At 68.3% G+C, this 19,223-nt stretch carries 16 protein-coding genes; 5 read left to right on the top strand and 11 right to left on the bottom strand.

All coding sequences use genetic code 11. From position 1 onward, the window contains the following. Nucleotides 1-72: 72 nt before the first annotated feature. Together E6G92_01695 and E6G92_01690 are read right to left on the bottom strand one after the other, a co-directional pair. On the bottom strand, nucleotides 73-483 hold the full coding sequence (locus E6G92_01695; protein ID TMJ18584.1) for a low affinity iron permease family protein: 411 nt from the start codon (nucleotides 481-483) through the stop codon (nucleotides 73-75). 30 nt (nucleotides 484-513) lie between these two features. Beyond that, complete coding sequence (locus E6G92_01690; GenBank protein TMJ18583.1) at nucleotides 514-1,272, bottom strand: competence/damage-inducible protein A; 759 nt, start codon at nucleotides 1,270-1,272, stop codon at nucleotides 514-516. Nucleotides 1,273-1,327: 55 nt separating this feature from the next. On the opposite strand from E6G92_01690, the gene map reads away from it, so the two are divergent. Further along, complete coding sequence (gene map / locus E6G92_01685) at nucleotides 1,328-2,155, top strand: type I methionyl aminopeptidase (protein ID TMJ18582.1); 828 nt, start codon at nucleotides 1,328-1,330, stop codon at nucleotides 2,153-2,155. A 158-nt stretch (nucleotides 2,156-2,313) separates the two neighbouring features. Here the strand turns inward: map and E6G92_01680 are convergent, their stop codons facing one another. Next, nucleotides 2,314-4,200: a PAS domain S-box protein gene (locus E6G92_01680; protein ID TMJ18581.1), complete on the bottom strand. Its 1,887-nt coding sequence runs from the start codon at nucleotides 4,198-4,200 to the stop codon at nucleotides 2,314-2,316. A gap of 347 nt (nucleotides 4,201-4,547) precedes the next feature. After that, nucleotides 4,548-4,952 carry a hypothetical protein gene (locus E6G92_01675; GenBank protein ID TMJ18580.1) on the bottom strand — a complete coding sequence of 135 codons (405 nt, stop codon included), beginning with the start codon at nucleotides 4,950-4,952 and terminating at the stop codon, nucleotides 4,548-4,550. Between the two features lie 140 nt (nucleotides 4,953-5,092). Here E6G92_01675 and E6G92_01670 point away from each other — a divergent pair, with 140 nt between their 5' ends. The 3 genes from E6G92_01670 to glnA all read left to right on the top strand — a co-directional run bounded on the left by E6G92_01670 (nucleotide 5,093) and on the right by glnA (nucleotide 7,266). Further along, entirely contained in the window at nucleotides 5,093-5,431 is a 339-nt protein-coding gene (locus tag E6G92_01670; protein TMJ18579.1) for a P-II family nitrogen regulator, read from the top strand. Nucleotides 5,432-5,542: 111 nt separating this feature from the next. Further along, entirely contained in the window at nucleotides 5,543-5,752 is a 210-nt protein-coding gene (locus E6G92_01665) for a transcriptional regulator (GenBank protein ID TMJ18578.1), read from the top strand. Nucleotides 5,753-5,853: 101 nt separating this feature from the next. Beyond that, nucleotides 5,854-7,266, top strand: coding sequence for a type I glutamate--ammonia ligase (gene glnA / locus E6G92_01660; GenBank protein ID TMJ18577.1), 1,413 nt, complete (start codon nucleotides 5,854-5,856; stop codon nucleotides 7,264-7,266). A 430-nt stretch (nucleotides 7,267-7,696) separates the two neighbouring features. Here glnA and E6G92_01655 read toward each other — a convergent pair whose 3' ends face one another. The 5 genes from E6G92_01655 to E6G92_01635 all read right to left on the bottom strand — a co-directional run bounded on the left by E6G92_01655 (nucleotide 7,697) and on the right by E6G92_01635 (nucleotide 16,536). Further along, the gene (locus tag E6G92_01655) at nucleotides 7,697-8,986 is read right to left on the bottom strand and encodes an MFS transporter (protein ID TMJ18576.1); all 1,290 of its coding nucleotides are present in this window, start codon (nucleotides 8,984-8,986) and stop codon (nucleotides 7,697-7,699) included. Beyond that, nucleotides 8,983-13,188 carry a translocation/assembly module TamB gene (locus tag E6G92_01650; GenBank protein TMJ18575.1) on the bottom strand — a complete coding sequence of 1,402 codons (4,206 nt, stop codon included), beginning with the start codon at nucleotides 13,186-13,188 and terminating at the stop codon, nucleotides 8,983-8,985. The genes E6G92_01655 and E6G92_01650 overlap by 4 nt, the downstream gene beginning before the upstream one ends. A gap of 2 nt (nucleotides 13,189-13,190) precedes the next feature. After that, a complete protein-coding gene (locus E6G92_01645) occupies nucleotides 13,191-15,164 on the bottom strand; it encodes an outer membrane protein assembly factor (GenBank protein ID TMJ18574.1) in 1,974 nt (657 codons plus the stop codon). Nucleotides 15,165-15,222: 58 nt separating this feature from the next. Then, a complete protein-coding gene (locus E6G92_01640) occupies nucleotides 15,223-15,438 on the bottom strand; it encodes a hypothetical protein (protein ID TMJ18573.1) in 216 nt (71 codons plus the stop codon). Between the two features lie 453 nt (nucleotides 15,439-15,891). Then, on the bottom strand, nucleotides 15,892-16,536 hold the full coding sequence (locus E6G92_01635; protein ID TMJ18572.1) for a S24 family peptidase: 645 nt from the start codon (nucleotides 16,534-16,536) through the stop codon (nucleotides 15,892-15,894). Nucleotides 16,537-16,806: 270 nt separating this feature from the next. On the opposite strand from E6G92_01635, the gene E6G92_01630 reads away from it, so the two are divergent. Beyond that, nucleotides 16,807-17,088, top strand: a complete 282-nt coding sequence (locus tag E6G92_01630; protein TMJ18571.1) for a hypothetical protein — start codon at nucleotides 16,807-16,809, stop codon at nucleotides 17,086-17,088. On the opposite strand, the gene E6G92_01625 is transcribed toward E6G92_01630, so the two are convergent. Together E6G92_01625 and E6G92_01620 are read right to left on the bottom strand one after the other, a co-directional pair. Continuing rightward, complete coding sequence (locus E6G92_01625; GenBank protein ID TMJ18570.1) at nucleotides 17,085-17,963, bottom strand: hypothetical protein; 879 nt, start codon at nucleotides 17,961-17,963, stop codon at nucleotides 17,085-17,087. The two genes, E6G92_01630 and E6G92_01625, sit on opposite strands and share 4 nt — an antisense overlap. Further along, the gene (locus E6G92_01620; GenBank protein TMJ18569.1) at nucleotides 17,964-19,166 is read right to left on the bottom strand and encodes a glycosyltransferase, exosortase A system-associated; all 1,203 of its coding nucleotides are present in this window, start codon (nucleotides 19,164-19,166) and stop codon (nucleotides 17,964-17,966) included. Between the last annotated feature and the right edge of the window lie 57 nt (nucleotides 19,167-19,223).

The raw sequence follows: 19,223 nt of genomic DNA, 5'->3' as shown, positions 1-19,223 counted from the left end.
TTGCGAGCCCCGTAGGGGCGCGGCAATCCAGTGCGGTCTGGATTGCTTCGCTACGCTCGCAATGACGAATGCCTAGCGCCGCCTGAGTAGGGATTCGACCGTCCGGCTGGCCTTGCGCTCCTTGTCCTTGCCGACGCCCGCTTCCTTCTCCAGCGCGCCGCGAATCTCCTCGAGCTGCTTTTCCGACAGATGCTCGATGCCGATGAACTCACTGCGCGCCCTGGTCACCGCGCGAAGCAGCTCATCGAGCTTGGCCTGCATCGCCGCGGCGTCGCGGTTGGTGCTGTTCTGGATGAGGAAGACCATCAGGAAGGTGACGATGGTCGTGCCGGTGTTGATCACCAGCTGCCAGGTGTCGGAGAAGGCGAAGAGCGGGCCCGTGACACCCCAGACCAGGATCGTCAGGACCGCCAGCACGAAGGCCAAAGGCTGGCCGGAGAGGAAGGAGATCTTGCTGGAGAACCAGGTGAAAGCGCGGTCCATGGAAATACCTTAATCTGTGTTATCGTCGCCCTAAACGACTTCGGCGACGACTTTTCTCCCCCCGGCCTCGAGCCGCCCTTGCAGATCTTCCCGGCAGGCGGCGATCAGCGCCGCCTCCACGCCCCGGATGACGAAATTGGCGCCGACCTGCCCCTCGCGGAAAAAGGGGTAGGAGCCGATCTGGCAACCGGGATGGGCGGCTTCGGTCTCGCGAAGCACGTCGGCCACCTCGCTCTCCGGCGCCCAGCAACCCACCGTCACCGAAAGCAGCGGCTTGCCGCCCTCAAGCCGGCCCGACAGCGCCTCCAGCATCAGCCCGGCGATATAGGGCACGCCCGCGAGGATGAAGATATTGCCGAGCCGGATTCCGGGCGCTCCGGACATCGGATTTTCGATCAGTTCGGCGCCTTGCGGCACGCGCGCCATGCGCAGCCGCGCCTCGGTGATCCCGCCGCGGCTTTCGTAATAGGCTTCGAGCGTCTCCCGCGCCTTGGGATGGACGATCACGTCGACTCCGAGCGCGGCGGCGATCGCGTCGACGGTGATGTCGTCGTGAGTCGGGCCGATGCCGCCGGTGGTGAAGACGTAATCATAAGCGGCGCGAAGCGCGTTCAGCGCATCGCCGATCCGCCCCATCTCGTCGCCGACGACTCGCACCTCGGCGAGCCTGATCCCCTGAAGGTTCAGCCACTGGGCGACCTGGGCGACGTTCCTGTCCTGGGTGCGGCCCGACAGGATCTCGTCGCCGATCACGAGAAGCGCCGCCGTCCAGATCCGCTCGGAAGTCATGACCAACCTCTAGCGGGTGGGTGCAAATTTACCACTCGCGGATTATATAGGCGGCATGGACACCCACCTTCTCGACACCGAATCCGCCGTCGTCGGCCGCCACGGAGCGATCAAGCTGCACGGTCCCGACGGCTTCGCGGGGATGCGCGCCGCGGGACAGCTGGCGGCATCGATCCTCGACGCGCTTGTCCCCCACGTCGTTCCCGGAGTCACCACCCAGGAGCTGGACGACATCGTCCACCGGATGACGATCGAAGCCGGCGCGGTTCCCGCGACTCTGGGCTATCGCGGCTACACCAAGAGCTGCTGCACCTCGATCAACCATGTCGTGTGCCACGGCATTCCCGGGGACCGGGCGCTGAAGGACGGGGACATCGTCAATATCGACGTGACCCCGATCCTCGACGGCTGGCACGGGGACACCAGCAGGATGTACCTGGTCGGCGACGTCGGCATCAAGGCGCGCAAGCTGGTCCAGGCCACCTACGAATGCCTGATGCTCGGAATCGCGCAGGCCAGGCCCGGCAACCGGCTCGGGGACATCGGCCACGCCATCCAGACCCACGCCGAGGCGCAGCGTTATTCGGTCGTGCGCGACTTTTGCGGCCATGGCCTCGGGCGAGTCTTCCACGACGCTCCGGAGGTGGTCCACGCCGGCCGCCCCGGCACCGGGCCCGAGCTTCGGCCGGGCATGTTCTTCACCATCGAGCCGATGATCAACATCGGCAAGTCCGCCTCCAAGATCCTCGACGACGGCTGGACCGCGGTCACCCGCGATCGAAGCCTTTCCGCCCAGTTCGAGCATTCGATCGGGATCACCGAGGACGGCTGCGAGATCTTCACCAGGAGCCCGGCCGGGCTCGATTCCCCGCCCTACGCCTGAGGCCCCGCGCCTTTCGCGACGCGGCGCCAAGCTCTCGCCGAGGCCTTGGGTGGGGTGAAGGTCCAACGCCGCAGGTGGCCGGTCCTTCGATACGCGTCTTCTCTTCGCCGGGCTCAGCCGCTACTCAGGATGAGCGGAATAAATAGCCCACAGCCACTCTAAAGCGCGGCGGCCACCGCCTCGGCCAGGTCGAGCGGGCCGTAGGGCTTGGAGATGACCTTGAACTCGCCCGCCGCGCCCTTGAGCAGGTCTTCGCTGTAGCCGGTGGCGAGCAGCACCGGCAGCCCGGCATGTTCGGCGCGGACCCGGCGGGCGAGCTCGATCCCGTTGGTGCCCGGCATGACGATGTCCGAGAAGACCAGATCGGCGCGGTTGCCGCCGAGCCAGTCGAGCGCCTCTTCGGCCGAACCGACGCTGGCGACCTCGTAGCCGAGATCGGCGAGCACCCCTTCGGCGAAATTGCGCACCAGATCGTTGTCCTCGACCAGAAGGATCGCCTTGCCGTGAATCCCGGCGGCGAGGGCGCGCTCCGGCTCGGCGGCGCCGGCGGCCTTTTCGGTGCTCGGCAGATAGACCCGGACCGTCGTCCCCCGGCCCGGCGCCGATTCGATCTCCGCCCTTCCCCCCGTCTGGGCCGCGAAACCGTGGATCTGGCTGAGGCCGAGTCCCGTGCCCTTGCCGACCGACTTGGTGGTGAAGAAAGGCTCGAAGGCGCGGTCGAGCACCTCCTGCTCCATCCCCTCCCCGGTATCGGTGACCGCCACGCAGACCTCGCCGGCCTTCTCGCAATTGGCGGTCGAAAGCGTGATCGTTCCGCCTTCAGGCATCGCGTCGCGGGCATTGATCGCAGCGTTGAGCAAGGCGGATTCGAGCTGCGCCGGATCGGCCTCCACCCGCCACAGGTCGCGCGCGAGATCGAGCTTCACCTCGATATGGCTGCCGAGCATCCGGCCGAGCACCTCGGCCAGCGCGTCGAGCCGGACGTTGAGGTCGATCACTTCGGGCTTGAGCGCCTGGCGGCGGCCGAAAGCGAGCAAATGGCCGGTGAGGGACGCCGCCCGATCGGAGGTCTCGACGATCGCCTCGAGATATCGCTCCCGCTTTTGCGGATCGAGATCGGGGCGCTTCAGCATTTCCGCGGACCCGCGGATGACGGTGATGAGATTGTTGAAATCGTGGGCGATGCCGCCGGTCAGCTCGCCCAGCGCCTGGAGCTTCTGCGACTGGAACAAGGCGGCGCGCGCCTCCTCCAGCTCCTCCTGGGCGCGCTTCTTCTCGGTGATGTCGCGGGTGATCTTGGCGAAGCCGGTGAGCTTGCCGTCGCCGTCGAAGATCGGATCGATGACCACGTGCGCCCAGAAGCGCGTGCCGTCCTTGCGCACGCGCCAGGCCTCGTTCTCGTATTTTCCCTCCCTCAGCGCCGTTTCGAGCGCGCGCTGCGGCATGCCGTCGGCGCGGTCCTCCTCGGTATAGAAGCGGGAGAAATGCTGGCCGACGATCTCCTTCTCGCTATAGCCCTTGATCGCCGCCGCACCGGTGTTCCAGTTCGACACGCGCCCGTCGGGATCGAGCATGTAGAGCGCATAATCGCGCACGCCCTGGACGAGCATTCGAAAGCGCTGCTCGCTCTCGAACAGGGCGCGCTGCGCGTCGAGCCGGTCGGTGACGTCGCGGGTGATCTTGGCGAAGCCGAGCAGCGCGCCGTCCTCCGCCCGGATCGGATCGACCACCACCTGGGCCCAGAAGCGAGTGCCGTCCTTGCGCACGCGCCAGCCTTCGGATTCGAAGCGGCCTTCCTCGGCGGCGGTGCGCAAAATGTGCCCGGGCAGACCGTTGGCGCGGTCCTCCTCGGTGAAGAACTGGGAGAAATGCTTGCCGATGACCTCGGCCGCCTCATAGCCCTTGAAGCGTCGCGCACCCGGATTCCAGGTCGCGATGTGGCCGGTCGGCTCGAGCATGTAGATCGCGTAATCGCTGACCGCGTTGATCAGCAGCTGGAAACGCGGATCGGCGACGTGCTGGTCAAAGCCTGGGCTCTCGGCCATTCAATATTCCGTCCTGCGCCGACAGTGCAGCCGGACGCGAATACAAAGCCACCCCGCGACGGCTCCTAGCGCGTTGAGATCGTGCGTCAACAAAGGCGCGGCCCGGCGCGGCTCGATTTGGGAGGGATCGGCGCTTGCTTGGGTCCGTACTGAACGAGAAAGTCCGGCTGCAGCTGCAAATCCAGGGAGTCATCCCGGCGAAAGCCGGGATCCATGAACCGAAGCGATCGAGGACTGGCGGCGGCGATCTCGCTTCACCTCGAATACCGTGTTCATGGGTCCCGGCTTCCGCCGGGATGACTCTGGTAATCGAACGAAAAACAACCCAGCCTGATTGATTCCGGACCCTAGCGGACGTCGCTGGTCTGGACCCGGCGGTAAGGCACGAAATCGCCGAGGAAGAGGATACCCGAATAAGCGTGCGATCCCTGCTCGATCAGGTCGACCGTGTCGGTGTTGCACAGCTGGGACGTGTAGAGCCGAGTCACCAGCATGTCCCACCGGTCGAGCGAGTCGGCGCCCGAATCGGGCCGGTTCACATAGAGGATGCTTCCGGCGTCATAGATCACCGCCGTTCCGGGAATGATCGTGCTGCCCCGGACCCGGTGCATGTCGATGCAGTGGACCGGCTCGCCCGCCACGCGGCCGTGGAGCGCACGCTCCAGCTCCGCCTCGCGGTCCGGCGCCGCCGCGGGCGCGGAGGCGGACAAAGCGGCAAGGCTCGCTGCAAGCAGGATCGACATCTTGCGCATGGCGCGGCTCCTCATATCTCTCGTTCGAATTGGCTCCTGCGGAGCCATTTACCGGCGCACCGATGAACGAGGCCTGACGCCTCTTTTTTATTGCGCGCGGAGACGCGGAGACCGCACAGAAGAAGGGATTGGAGATTCGCGTGAAGAAGATCGAGGCGATCATCAAGCCGTTCAAGCTCGACGAGGTGAAGGAGGCGCTTCACGAGGTCGGAGTGTCGGGGATCACGGTGATCGAGGCTAAAGGGTTCGGCCGCCAGAAGGGCCATACCGAACTCTATCGCGGCGCCGAATATGTCGTCGACTTCCTGCCCAAGGTGAAGCTGGAGGTGGTGGTCGAGGACGGGCTCGCCGAGCGCGTGGTGGAGGCGATCGCCGGCGCCGCGCATACCGGGCGCATCGGCGACGGCAAGATCTTCGTCTCGGCGATCGAGGAAGCGGTGCGGATACGCACGGGCGAGCGGGGGAGCGACGCGATCTAGTGTTTTCGCCGCCCCCGCGAAAGCGGGGGGTCCAGCTTGGGCACAGCCTTGGAGATGAAGAAGCTGGATTCCCGCTTTCGCGGGAATGACGAGTGTGGGTAAGCAAAAGCCATGGAAGACCCCCGCCTCGCCTCAATGTCCCCGGCCGAGCTGAAGGCGGCGATGCGCACGCTCGGCTACGAGACCCAGGCCGACATCGCCAACGCGATCGGGGTCAGCCGCTCGACCGTCAGCCTGTGGCTCGACGGCAAGGTCGGCGTGCCGCGGCCCGTGGCGATGCTTCTTCGGATGCTCGTCGCCGCCCGCCGCCGCCCCTACTGAGCTGTTGAATTATTCACCCGCCGAGTCGGGCGCTGGACGATGACGGCGCGCCGTCGGATGGAAGGCGCCATCACCAGGCATCCATCCGGGGGGCAGACGACATGGCGAACGACGCGGGCAAGATCCTCAAGAGCATCAAGGATGGCGAGATCGAGTGGGTCGACCTCCGCTTCACCGATCCCAAGGGCAAGTGGCAGCATCTCACCATGTGCGCGGGCGTGCTCGGCGAGGACGAGCTGACCGACGGGCTGATGTTCGACGGCTCCTCGATCGCCGGCTGGAAGGCGATCAACGAGAGCGACATGGTGCTCAAGCCCGATCTCGACGCCTGGTACGTCGATCCGTTCAGCGCGACCCCGATGGGCATCCTCTTCTGCGACATCGTCGACCCCGGCACCGGCGAGCTCTACGCCCGCGATCCGCGCTCGACCGCCAAGCGCGCCGAGGCCTATTTGAAGGCGACCGGAATCGGCGACGAAATCTATGTCGGCCCCGAGGCCGAATTCTTCATGTTCGACGACGTCCGCTTCGAGGACGGCTACGCCGCCTCCGGCTTCTCGCTCGACGATATCGAGCTGCCGACCAACACCAACACCAAATATGAGAGCGGCAATCTCGGCCACCGGCCACGCGCCAAGGGCGGCTATTTCCCGGTCGCGCCGGTCGATTCGGCGCAGGACATCCGCGCCGAGATGGTTTCGACGATGCTCGAAATGGGGCTGCCGATGGACAAGCACCACCACGAGGTCGGCGCCGCGCAGCATGAGCTCGGCCTCACCTACGGTTCGCTGGTGACCACCGCCGACCGGATGCAGGTCTACAAATATGTCGTTCACATGGTCGCCCAGGCCTATGGCAAGTCGGCGACCTTCATGCCCAAGCCGATCAAGACCGACAACGGCTCCGGAATGCACACCCACATGTCGATCTGGAAGGGCGGCAAGCCGCTCTTCGCCGGCAACGGCTATGCGGGCCTTAGCGAGACCTGCCTCTATTTCATCGGCGGCGTGATACGCCACGCGCGGGCCTTGAACGCGATCACCAACCCGACCACCAACAGCTACAAGCGCCTCGTCCCGGGCTACGAGGCGCCGGTGCTGCTCGCTTATTCGAGCCGCAATCGCTCCGCCTCGTGCCGAATCCCCTATGGCACCGGCGAAAAAGCCAAGCGCGTCGAGTTCCGCTTCCCCGATCCGCTCGCCAATCCCTATCTGGCCTATGCGGCGCTGCTGATGGCCGGGCTCGACGGAATCCAGAACCGTATCCACCCGGGCGATCCGATCGACAAGAACCTCTACGATCTACCGCCGGCCGAGCTCGAAACGGTGCCGACCGTCTGCGGATCGCTTCGCGAGGCGCTGATCGCGCTCGATTCCGACCGCTCGTTCCTGACCAAAGGCGACGTGTTCAGCGACGACCAGATCGATTCCTACATCGAATTGAAGTGGGAGGAGCAGATGCGCTGGGAGACGACTCCGAGCGCGGTCGAATACGACATGTATTATTCGAGCTAATGAACAGATCTCCACCGCTCATCCTGAGGAGCCCCTTCGACTGCCTGCCAGGGCAGGCGCTCAGGGTAAACTTGCGAGCTTGTCGAAACGGCGTCTCGAAGGACGGTCCTTCGAGGCGGGCCTTCGCGGGCCCCATGAAAGTATTACTTTCATGGGAACCCTCCCAGGCTCAGTCCCTCCTCAGGATGAGCGGTAGCCATAGTCCGAGCCGCCCCGGACCCTCCCAAGGAACATCGCGCCAACTCCTTGGTTTAACTGGCTGACAGCGATCGAGGGCGTCCCTTTTCGGTTCCCGGGGCGCCTCCTCGGATCATCGTCCGCCGGCTTCACCAGCTTCCGCGAGGCCGTACGGGCCAGGCTCGTCAAGAGCCGAACGTGGCCGCCCGGCCCTCCCTGACCGGGCGGCCATCGGCGTTTGGGAGCGCCCGCGTCAGTCCTCCGCGATCAGGCTGTGCCGCCTGGTGTCGCGCATCGTCACGTAGACGATCAGCGACAGGCCGATCATCGCCGTTACATACCAGTAGAACAGGCTCTCGACGTGGCGGTTTTTGAGCCACAAGGCGACCGTCTCCGCGGTGCCCCCGAAGATCGTGTTGGCCAGCGCATAAGGAAGCGCGACTCCGAGCGCTCGGATGTGCGCGGGGAAGAGCTCGGCCTTCACCACCGCGTTGATCGACGTGTAGCCGGTGACGATGACCAGCGCCGCCATGACCAAAGCGAAGGCCGCGTAAGGATCGCGCACGTGCGCCAGAGTGCCGAAGATCGGCACGGTGAAGAGCACCCCGAGCACGCCGAACGCGGCCATGACCGGCTTGCGTCCGATCCGGTCCGACAGCGCGCCGCCGAGCGGCTGGAGGCACATGAAGACGAAGAGGGCGGCGGTCGAGATACGGTTGGCCGTCTCGCGGTCGAAGCCCGACGTGTTGACCAGGAATTTGGGCAGATAGATGGTGTAGGCGTAGAAAGCGAGCGTTCCGCCGGCGGTCAGCGCCATCACCAGCGAAGCCTCCCTGGGATGCTCGCGGATCAGCCGCCAGCCGCCCGATTTGGGAGCGCCGGCCGCCTTGGCGTTCTTGAAGCTTTCGGTCTCGGTCAGGCGGCGGCGGATGTAGAAGACGACGAAGGCCAGCACCGCGCCGATCGCGAACGGAATCCGCCAGCCCCAGCCCTCCAGCGCCTCCTCCGTCATGGCGAATTGCAGGACGAGCAGCACCGCCGAGGCGATCAGCTGGCCCGAGATCAGGGTGACGTACTGGAAGCTGGAGAAGAAGCCGCGCCGGCGCTCGCCCGCCACTTCGCTGAGATAGGTCGCGCTCGATCCATATTCGCCGCCGAGGCTGAGGCCCTGCGCCATCCGCGCGAAGACCAGCAAAGCCGGCGCCCAAGCCCCAATCTGCGCGTAGCCTGGCGTCAACGCGATCATCAGCGAGCCGAGGCACATCAGGGAGACGCTGAGCGTCAGCCCGGCCTTGCGGCCCTTATGGTCCGAGTAGACGCCCATGATCCACGCGCCGACCGGGCGCATGACGAAGCCGACCGCGAACACCAGGGCCGCGCTCAGCAGCTCGGTCGTGCGGTTGCCGCTCGGAAAGAAGGAGGGCGCGAAATAGAGGGTGAAGGCCGAATAGACGTACCAATCGTACCACTCGACGAGATTGCCCGCCGAGCCGCCGATTATGTTGCGGATGCGATGCTCCTGGCTCACGCGCCCTCCCCTCAATAATCCCGCGAGACGCGGACGTTGACGCTTTCGCGGCCGATCGTCGAGATCGAGGAGAGGATCGAGAGCCAGCGGGTGATCTGGTACTCGACCGTGGTCGCCGAATAGCCGCGGCCGTCGGTGATCACCTCCACATAAACCCGGCGGCCGAGATATTTGCCGGCGGCGACCTGGGTGCCGATCCCCTGGGTCACGTCGGCGGGGAGGATGCGCAGGCGATCGAGGCCGATTCCGCGGCGCAGGGCGTTGATCGGGTCGAGCCCGCCGCGGGGATCGTTGAGGCTGGCCACCGCCGAGGCGAGCTGCACGGCCTCGGGCGCCGAGAGATTGGTGATCGAGGTGCCGAACAGGATTCGCGAGAGCAATTCGTCCTGCGGCAAAGCCGGAGTCGAGGTGAAGGCGATTTCGGGGCGCTGGCTTCGGCCGGTGACCCGGATCTGGGCGGAAAGGCCGCGCACGCGCGCCTCGGCGGCGATGTCGAGCTGCGGGTTGACCGGGGATTCGCCCTGGAAGCGGATGTTGCCCCGGATCAGATCGAAGCGGCGGCCGGCGAAATCGTAGGTGCCGTGCAAAAGGGTGGCGTCGCCGGTGATTCGCGGCTCGGTCACCGTGCCCGCCACCTGAAGCTCGGCCCGCCATTCGCTGTTCATGCCGAGGCCGGTGACATTCATTCGGTTTGGCGCGACGACTCCGAGCGCGAGACGCCAGGGCGCGACGTGGCGGACGGTGGGCGCGAGGTCCGCGGCCGCGCCGCCGACCTCGCGCACGTTGAGGCGGGCGATTTGGGCGGTCGAGGTGGCGCTGCCGAGGCGGAACCGGCCCGAAGTGACCCGGACGTCTCCGCCGATCGAACCGCCGGCGCCATCGGAGCGTATGGCGAGATCGCCGGTGACCGCGGCCTGGATGTCGTCGCGGTCGAGCAACCGGGCGTTCTCGGCACGGACGTCGAAGTTCATGCCGACGCCCTGCACGACCGCGAAATCGAGCGCTCCGGAGCCGGACACGGCTCCGCCGCCCGCGGTGCGGCCGCTGAAGCTGGTGATGCGCAGCTGCGAGCCGCCGAACTGCCCCGACATTGCGAGATTGTCGATGACCATGCCGGTCACCGCGCTTTCGAGGCGCGCACCGGTGGTGCGCACCGAGCCGTTGATGACCGGAACCGCGAGCGTCCCCCCCATGTTGGCGGCGATCGCGGCCGGGCCGGAAAGGTCGATCAGCTCGATCCCGGTCAGCCGCCAGAGCGTGTCGGCCGGTCCATTGTAGCGGAGCTGCGCCCGCATCGGCGCGTAGCTGAGGCGGGTGAGCAGGTCGCCCGAATTGCCGACCGACGCGATCCGGGCCTGGAGGCGGCCGATCGTTCGGCCCTCGCTGACCGCCACGGCCCGCAGCGCGGCTTGGCCGCTGTCGAGACGCGCGTTGAGGCCGAGATCGACGGGGCGCGAGGTCAGCACCAGGCCGGCGCGGGTCAGGCCGCGAACGCGAAGGTCCGCCGCGCCGGACGGCGGCGCATCGGGCGAGGCCGAGCGGTAGCGGACGCTCCCCGAGGCGATGCCCCCGAGGCCGAGATCGGGCCAGGCGATGTCGAGCACGGAGAGCGGCATCGCCTGGAGCTGGGCGTCGATCTCGGTGCGCAGGCCGAACAGGCCGGCGAGGCTTGCGCTGCCCCCGGCGAAGCGGAATTGGGTCGGCGCGAGCCGCCAGCCCTCCTCGCTCGCGGTCAGCATGGCCGGCGTGACGAGCTCGAGCGGGCGCCGGTCGAGCGTTCCGGAGCCGCTGACGCGGAATCGTCCCGGGGCGATGTCGGCGAGCGCGTCGAATGAGAAATCGCGGCCGCGCGAGCCGGCGATTCGGATTCGCGCTTGGCCGGTGCCGCCGCGCAGACTCGCCTGGGCGTCGAGGCTGGCGATCGACAGCGGCCCCCGGCTGACACCGCGCGCGACGATCCGTCCCTCGACCGAGGTTCCGCCGGGATCGAGCAGAACGACTCCCCGGATCGTGCCCCGCCGGATGACGACCGGCGGCGGGCCGACGAAGGCCGCGTCGTTGGCAGTGAGGTCAACGGCGATCCGCTGATTGCCGCCAACCGGATTGAACAGCAGGGTGCCTTCCAGCCCGCCGCCCGCGACCGCGAGCCGCCCGGTGAAGCCGTCGGCGTCGGAGCGCAGAGCGCCACTCGCATGCGTGCCGGAAACGTTGAGCGCCGCGACCTGGACGATCGCCGGCTGGCCCGGCGGGAGCAGGATCGAGCCCGCGCCGTTGAACGGACCGAGCGTCGATCCGCCCTCCGCGCGCCAGGCGAAGCCCGACGGATTGGGCTCGAGATTGAGCAGGACGTTGGCGAGGCCGAGCGAATCGACCGGCCGCTCAAGCCGGATGGCGAGGCGCGGCCGCTCGATCCGGCCGTCTAGCCCGAGCCGGAGCGGGCCGTAATCGGCATGGCGCCCCGCCCCCTCGAACTGGAACGTGCCGTCGATCCGCCGGATTCCGCTTCCCGTCAGCGTCAGCTTGGGGGCGACCAGGCGCAGGTTGGTGAAGCGGATGATCCGGTCGGGGCCGCGCGTCAGCTGGGTCTCCAGCCGCGGCAGGCCGCCCGCCACCCACCCCAGAAAGCGGTTGTCGAGCCGCCGGACCCAGGCCCGCGCCGTCCCCGTGACCAGGGTCCCGCGGCCGCCGGGCCCGGGCACCGCGCGAAGCTCGGACAGAACGTCGACCACACCGAAGCCGGGGATGACGTAGGTCCGCATTCCGCCGACCATCGTCACCGCATAGACGCCGCTGCGCAGGTCCACCGACAGGCTGAGCAGGCCGCGCAGCTTGTCCGAGCTGAGCATGAGATTGTCGCCGCTCAGGCGAGAAGCGGTGACGTCGAGGATGCCTTGAACCCGTAGGTTGGCCAGGATCCCGCCGGCGACTTCGCCGACGCCGGTGACTCGCCGAGCGGTGGCCAGGATCGGCACGCGGACCGGCGGACGAGACAGGCTGCCGCGCCCTTCGAGGCGGATGTCATCGAATCCGGTCTCATCGAAGGCGATGTGCGGGCTGGTCAAGCGATAGACGAAGCGCGCGCTGCCGAACGCGCCGTCCAGCATGGCCGCCACGCGGACCTGGCGCCCGGTCATATTGGTGAAGAGCGCCGGAGGCCGAAGGAGTTGGGCGGCGACCTGGACGTTCTCGTAGCGGCCGCGCCTGAGATCGACGAGGCCGCGCGCTTCAAGCCGAAGCGCGGGCGACAGCAACGATAGGCGGCCGTCGAACCGTCGGTCGGCGAAACGGCCGCTACCGCCGACGAGCACGCGCGGGGCGGTGAGCCGCTGCAGCTTGCCCGTCAGGAAGGGTGCGGGCGCTGCCCAGCCGCGCAGGCTGAAGCGGCCAGTTTCCATCCTGAGCTGAATCTCCGAGGTCCGGCGGCCCGAAACGTCGAGCTGGGCCGAGCCTAGCCAGCGGCCCCAAGTGCCGTCGCCGTCGAGGACGAGCCGGACGGGCCGCGCGGTCCCGAGCATCGCGCCGAGCACCGAGTTCGCCGGAGCGTCGATCCGCGCGTCGAGATCGAAGCGGTTGCGATCCGGCTCGGCGTCGAGCCGGACAAGGATCCGGTCGCCGCCGTCGCGCAACGCCGAATCGAGGGCGATCAGAGCGCGGCCGCTGCGGATCTCAGCCTCGCCATGGAGGCTGCCCGAGCGCTCGCGCCCGGTCACCGCGCGGCCGATGCGCAGCTGGCGGACGTCGAGCCTGCCGACATGGACGTCGTAGCTGGGCAGGATCGGCCTGGGCTCGCGCGAGGGGACGAGCTGAGGCAGGCGGTGGAGGATGACGAGGTTCGATTCCAGCCGGTGGATGCGCAGGCTGTTCCAGAAAAAATCGATCGGCCGCCAATCCATCTCGATCTCGGGGGATTCCGCGAACAGGCCGTCAGGATCGTAGAGCCGCACGTCGCGCAGCCGGGTTTCGCTCCAGATCGAGCCGTCGATGCGGCCGATGCGCACGCGCAGGCCCGAGGCGGGAGTCATGGCCGCGATCCGGTCGACGATCAGGCGGTGGCCGGGGCCGGTGTCGAGCAAGGCGAGCATCGCCGCGAACAAAGCGGTGAGGCCGAGCAGGAAACCGGTGACGAACTTGGCCAGCGCCGAGAGCCAACGCCGCCAGCGCGGCCGGCGGACCGGCTCGGGCGCCGCTTCGGTTTCCTCGATGGCGATCTCGCTCATCGTCAGAAGGCTTGGCCGAGCGAGACGTAGACCGCCAGCCGGGGATCGCCGCTACGCGGGTTAATGGGGGTGCCGACGTCGACCCGGATCGGCCCGAAGCGCGTGTGGTAGCGCACCCCGAGTCCGGCGCCGAATTGCAGGTCGCCGAGGCCCGGGAGCGAGGAATCTGCGATGTTGCCGGCGTCCACGAAGGGCACGATCCCGAAATTGCCGAACCTGATCCTGGCTTCGAGCGCGAATTCGAGCAGGCTTCGCCCGCCGATCGGATCGTCGAACACCGGATCGTGCGGCCCAAGCGCCTGGAAGGTGTAACCCCGCACCGAGCCTCCACCGCCGGCATAATAGCGCCGCGAGGGCGCGATGCGGTCGCGGCTGGCGCCGAAGATGGTGCCGAGGCGGGTCCGGCCAGCGATGGTCACGGTGCTCGTCGCCGGCAGGTAGAAGCTGCCGTCGAGCTGGCCTCGGGCGTAGAAGAAGCCGCCGTTCTGGAGCGAGGCCTCGGGCGAGAGGCGGGCGGAAAGGCGGAAGCCGCTGGTGGGATCGAGCAGGTCGTTCGATCCGTCATAGCCGAGATAGGCCGGAAGCGCACCGATGAAGAAGGTCCGCCGCCGCGTCGTGCCGGTGGCGAGATCGACGTCGCGCTCGTCCGACGCGGTGAGCTCGGCGCCGAGCGACCAGGTCCACGCCTTCTGCCAGACGATGTTGGTCTGCCGCTCGATTCCGCCGACGAGAGTGAAGGTGCGGGCGTCATAGGCGGGCCGATCGAGATGGCCGGCGGCGACCGCGGCGTTCAGCACCTGGTCGCGGCGCATGAAGTTGCTGCGCCTGAGGACCGCCGAGAGGAGTTGCTCGCGGGTGCCGGCGATGCCCCGGAAGGTCACCGCGCCTTCGGGCGGGAGAAGGTTGCGGTGCTGCCAGGAGAGTTCGAAGCGCATCCCCTCGCCGGTGCCGTAGCCGGCCTCTCCCGCGATCGTCCGCATCGGCGCCGGCTCCAGCGCGACCGCGACGTCGACGAGGTCGCTATTCTCGCGGGCGACGGGGCGGATCGCGACCGAGGAGACGAGGCCGGTGGCGACCAGAGCCTGGCGAAGATCGTCGATCCGGTCGGCACGCCACGGATCGCCCTCGCGGAAGCGGGCGATCGTTTCGAGATGGTCGGCGCTGAATAAGGGCCGCCCTTCGACGAGGATGTCGCCGAAGCGCCGAGCGCCGGCGGGCTGGACCGGCAGCACGAGCGTCGCGCTGCGCGTGTCGTGATCGACGACGACATCAGGTTCGCCGACCTCGGCGAAGGCGTAGCCGCGCCGGCCGAGCTCGGCGCGAAGCGCGGCCTGGGCGTCGAGCACGGTCTGGGCGTCGACCGGGTCCTCGGGATCGACCGCGAAGCTCTGGCGCAGGGGCTCCGAGTCGGCGCCCAGCGCCGAATCGAGGCCGGGCAGCTCGACCCGGGCGAAATGATAGAGGGGGCCGGGCTGGGCAGTGAGGGTGACGGCGAAATCGCCGCCGTTCGGCGCGGCGACGTCGGTGGTCACCAGCGCGTCGTAATAGCCGTAGGAGCGAAGCAGCTCGCCGAGCATCCCGGCGTCGGCCCGCGCGCGGCGGTCGATCTGTGCCGCGTTGGCCGGATCGCCGCGATATTCCTCCAGCGTCGAAAGCGCGCGGAAGCGCTCCAGCAAGGCCGGCGTCTGCGCCTCGCTCAACCCCTCGATCACGTAGGAATAGCCGCGCGCGGCTGCGGCGTCGGCGACGTTGGCGGCGGCGTCCGGCCGGTCGGCGATCGCCTGGTCCGGCGCACGCTCCATGTCCGGCCAGTCGATTCCGAGATCGGGCCATTCCTCCATCGGCGCCGACGGGTCGAGCGGGGGCGGCTCCGGCGGCGGATCGGCCGGCTGGGCGCGGGCGGCGCTGGCACAGATGATGAGGGCAAGAGCGGCCGCGAGGGCCGCCGCACGCCGCCCCGCAACGACTTGCAACATGTTGAAGAGGCTAGCTGGCCGGGCGGGGCCGCGCCAGAGCGTTGTTAGGGGCGCGCCCTCAGTGGACCGTAGCGTCGGCCCGGTCGAACGAGGAGAGGAGCGCGATCATCCGCTCGATCTCGCGCCAGCGGCAGAAATGGACGACGTTGCCGAGATCGCGGCTGCGGTCGGCCCGCGCCGCCGCCTCGCTGGCCGCGAAAGCGCCGAAGCGGGCGATCAGATCGGCCGCGTCGGCGGCGGCCGACGCGTCGGACAGGTAAACGGGGGTCTCCAACGCTTTCCTCGTTTCTTCTTTTTCGTTGTTCGGTTTCCTAACATCGGATGCTTTCGAAAAGGGCCAACGGCCATCGTCAACGCCGCGTAAACCAGGATGCTGGCGCATGGCGGCCGGGGCTGGCATTGGAGGGCCATGAAGCCCAGGAGACGATTCACCCGCGCCGGCGGCTGCCTGCTCGCGCTTTCGCTGATCGGCGGCGTCATCGTCGGCGCCTGGGCGCACGAATCGAGCATCGGCTTCCTGGGCGGACTCGGCGTCGGGCTGGCGCTGCTGCTGGCGGTGTGGCTGATCGACCGGCGGGGGTAAGGCCACACGCAAGAGTCATCCCGGCGAAGGCCGGGACCTATGAACACGGAGTCTTGGGTGCGCGTTGCGGCGGCGGAGCTGTACTCCAGCGCTTCGGTTCATGGATCCCGGCCTTCGCCGGGATGACTCCGCGGGGTGTCGCCCCTACCCGATCCGCCTTCCCGCCCAGACCACCCGGCCGACGATCTCCACCGCCGAGGGGTCGCAATGCGGCCAGGTCGGGTAGGCGGGATTGTCGCTGCCGATGCTGAGCGTGCGCGCCACCGGATTGACCGCGAGGCGCTTGACCACCAGCGCGCCTTCGATCCGGAGCACGTAGACTCCGTCGCGCAGGCGATCGGCGCAGTCGCCGCGGTCGACGAGGATGTCGTCGCCGTTGACCAGGGTCGGCATCATCGAATCGCCGTCGACGCGGATGATCGAAAGCTGGTCGGGACCGCTGCGGGCGATCCGCCGAAGCCAGGCCGGATCGAAGGCGATGTGCGATTCCGCCCGCTCGGCCCCGTCGAACGCGCCCGCGCCGGCCGCAGCGCCGACGTCGAGCCGGGGGACGGGACGCAGATGGCCCCCGCTGTGCCCCGAGGGCCCGCCGAGCCGCGCCTCGTCGACTCCGAAATAGCGCGCCAGAAGCCGCCGGTCGCGCTCCGCCAGCCGGCGCGGGCTGCCGCGCTTGATATACTGCTGGACGTAGGCCGGGTTGCGGCCGAGCAGGCGCGACAGGCCCGAATAATCTTCGGCGCGCTCCTCGATCAGGCCGGCCAGCGCGGCCCTCGCCTCTTCGTCCGTCATTGAATTTCCATAGCTGTAAGATTTTTCCTAGACAAGTAGGAAATATCCGCTCATTGTGAACATATAGGGAATGCGATTCGGAGCGTGCATCATGAGCCTTCAACGGAGGATCGAGCAATATTTGAAACGGACCGGGACTACACCCTCCTTCCTCGGCCGAATGGCGCTCAACGATTCGAACTTCGTGTTCGATCTGAGGAAAGGACGGAAAGCCGGTGAAACCACCGTCCGTAAGGTCCATCGCTGGCTGGACCGCCAGGGTGCGCGGAGATGAGCGCGGCGGCCGAAGCCTTGCTGCGCGCCTTGTGCCCGCAAGCCACCGCCGGGCGGGCGACCAGCCGCCCCTGGGCGAGCGCCGACATGTGGGGCGAGCGCCATCGGTTCGAGCTCACGCTGTCGGAACAGGCGGCGGATTCGCTGCTCGACGGCCTTGGCGAAAGGCAATTCGCTCTGAACGACCACATCGTCGCGGACATCGCGCTGGTCGCGCGGGAGCGGACTTCGGGAGAGGTGCGAGTCGTGATCGACGCGCTTACGATAGCGCCGGATTAGTCGCGCGCGGCGAAGCGCTGGAGGCTTTCTATGGCGTTCTGGAGACGGTCGTCCGCTTCGTGGCGGACCTCCTCGGCGGCCGTGGCGGGCGCCGGGGCGGGCTCGGGGGCCGGTTCAGGCCGGGCGCGGCGCGCCAGGCCCTGCTCGAGGCGGGCCATCAACGCGTCGAGGCTCGCGGACTGCGTATCCGCCGATGGCGGCGCTGCCGCCTGGGGCGATGGCTGGGGCAGCGGCACGGCTTCTGCACGCGGCTCCGATACATGGCTGGGCACATATTCGTCCCGGTATTCGGGTTCCGGCTCCGGCTCCGGCTCCAGATCGCCGAGCAGGAGAGGCGGCGGCTCGAACGCGGGCTGGGGCACCGGCTCCGGTTCCCAGCCCGGCGGGGCCGGCGCTTCCGGCCAGGGCGAGGCGATCGGCGGCTGGGGCGGAGCCGGCTCGCCGAGGTCGCGAATGGCGGATATGGGACGGCGCGCGGGGGCGTCGGGATGGAAGTCGCGGCGGCGCAGGCGGGGCGCCTCCTCGGGCTCCTCAATCTCCTGCGGCTGGTAGCGGGGCTCAAGGCGGGGCTCCGGCCTGGGGCGGCGCGCTTCGAAGCCGGTCCTGTCGAGCAGCCTCAAAAGAAAGAGCACGATGCCGAACGCGGCCACGGCGCCGATCAGGCTGACTCCGAGGCGCGCCTTGAGGCCGAGCGGCGGCGCCGCCGCGCTGAGCAGGCTCGGCAGCCCGCTGGCCTCGACCAGCCGGGCCATGAGGTCGCCGGGCATGGCGAAGGCGGCGAAGGCGACGGCGACCGCGGCGAGCGCCGCGACCGGCAGATCGAGCGCGCTTCGCCCGAAGCCTGGGGTGAAAGTCTGGAAGGGCCGCGAAGCCATCTATGAAGCCTTGCCGGTAAGCCGTTGGTAGACAGGCGCATAACGGGAAATGTTTGACGACCAGTTACGCTCGCGCTCGACGAAGGCACGCGCGGCATTGCGGCGCTCGTCCCAGTCGCCGCGCCGCTCGAACAGATCGGCGAGAGCGGCGGCCAGCGCCTCCGGATCGCCGGGCGGAAACAGGGTGCCGGTGACTCCGTCCTCGATCAGCTCGCGGTGGCCGCCGACGTTGGAGGCGACGACCAGCTTGCGCTGGGCCATCGCCTCCAGCGGCTTGAGCGGCGTGACCAGCTCGGTGAGGCGCATCGCCTTGCGCGGATAAGCGAGGACGTCGATCAGCGCGTAATAACGCTCGACCTGGTCGTGCGGGACGCGGCCGACGAAGTGGATGCGCTCCGCCGCCGGCGAATTCGCGGCCTGCGCCCTCAGCGCCGCCTCCATCGGGCCGCCGCCGACGAGGAGCAGATGGGCCTTGGGCCGGCGTTCGATCAGGCGCGGCATCGCCGCGATCAGATCGTCGAGCCCCTCATAATCGTAGAAGGAGCCGATGAAGCCGACCGTCTCGGCGCCCTCGAGCCCGAGGCTGCCAGCGAAGGCGGCGTCGGCGCCGAGAGGCGCGCCGAACAGCTCCATATCGACGCCGTTGGGCGAGACGAGGATCTTGTCGGGGGAAATGCCGCGCCGGATCAGGTCCTGCCGAAGGCCTTCGCAAATCACCGCCACCGCGTCGGCGCGGCGGGCTGCCCAGGTTTCGAGCAGGCGGGTGAGCCTGTAGCGGGCCGATCCCTCCCGGCCCGTGCCGTTGCCGACCGCTGCATCCTCCCAGAAGGCGCGGATCTCGTAGACGAGCGGAACGCCGCGCCGCCGCGAGACGGGCAGCGCGGCCAAGGCCGTGAGCACCGGCGAATGGGCGTGAAGCTGGTCGGGCTTCCACTCCGCCACCAACCGGTCCAGCCGCTCCGACAGGGCCCTGATCTCGCGATACTCGCCGAGCGGCGCGGGCGCCGGATCTGGCCTTCCGGTGCGGTAGAAGGTGATTCCGTCCACGATCTCGCCGTCGGGGCCCTCCGCCGAATGGCGCGGCCCGGTGAGGCAGGCGACCTCCCACCCCCGCGCAAGCTGCGCCTTGACGATCGCCCGGGTGCGAAAGGTGTAGCCGCTCTGCAGCGGCAGCGAATGATCGAGGATGTGCAGGATGCGCATGAAGCGCCCTTTGCCAGAGCAAGTTTAATGGGCCGTCAACCGCGATTGGATAAGAGG

Source organism: Alphaproteobacteria bacterium (assembly GCA_005883305.1).
Taxonomy (GTDB): domain Bacteria; phylum Pseudomonadota; class Alphaproteobacteria; order Sphingomonadales; family Sphingomonadaceae; genus Allosphingosinicella.
The sequence above is the reverse complement of the archived record's forward strand: the minus strand, read 5'-3'. Positions and strand labels throughout refer to the sequence as shown.

What these genes read in the sequence shown, in the direction of transcription:
- E6G92_01695 (TMJ18584.1), bottom strand. Translation starts at nt 483, where the DNA reads ATGGACCGCGCTTTCACCTGGTTCTCCAGCAAGATCTCCTTCCTCTCC.
- E6G92_01690 (TMJ18583.1), bottom strand. Translation starts at nt 1,272, where the DNA reads ATGACTTCCGAGCGGATCTGGACGGCGGCGCTTCTCGTGATCGGCGAC.
- map (TMJ18582.1), top strand. Translation starts at nt 1,328, where the DNA reads ATGGACACCCACCTTCTCGACACCGAATCCGCCGTCGTCGGCCGCCAC.
- E6G92_01680 (TMJ18581.1), bottom strand. Translation starts at nt 4,200, where the DNA reads ATGGCCGAGAGCCCAGGCTTTGACCAGCACGTCGCCGATCCGCGTTTC.
- E6G92_01675 (TMJ18580.1), bottom strand. Translation starts at nt 4,952, where the DNA reads ATGCGCAAGATGTCGATCCTGCTTGCAGCGAGCCTTGCCGCTTTGTCC.
- E6G92_01665 (TMJ18578.1), top strand. Translation starts at nt 5,543, where the DNA reads ATGGAAGACCCCCGCCTCGCCTCAATGTCCCCGGCCGAGCTGAAGGCG.
- glnA (TMJ18577.1), top strand. Translation starts at nt 5,854, where the DNA reads ATGGCGAACGACGCGGGCAAGATCCTCAAGAGCATCAAGGATGGCGAG.
- E6G92_01650 (TMJ18575.1), bottom strand. Translation starts at nt 13,188, where the DNA reads ATGAGCGAGATCGCCATCGAGGAAACCGAAGCGGCGCCCGAGCCGGTC.
- E6G92_01645 (TMJ18574.1), bottom strand. Translation starts at nt 15,164, where the DNA reads ATGTTGCAAGTCGTTGCGGGGCGGCGTGCGGCGGCCCTCGCGGCCGCT.
- E6G92_01635 (TMJ18572.1), bottom strand. Translation starts at nt 16,536, where the DNA reads ATGACGGACGAAGAGGCGAGGGCCGCGCTGGCCGGCCTGATCGAGGAG.
- E6G92_01630 (TMJ18571.1), top strand. Translation starts at nt 16,807, where the DNA reads ATGAGCGCGGCGGCCGAAGCCTTGCTGCGCGCCTTGTGCCCGCAAGCC.
- E6G92_01625 (TMJ18570.1), bottom strand. Translation starts at nt 17,963, where the DNA reads ATGGCTTCGCGGCCCTTCCAGACTTTCACCCCAGGCTTCGGGCGAAGC.
- E6G92_01620 (TMJ18569.1), bottom strand. Translation starts at nt 19,166, where the DNA reads ATGCGCATCCTGCACATCCTCGATCATTCGCTGCCGCTGCAGAGCGGC.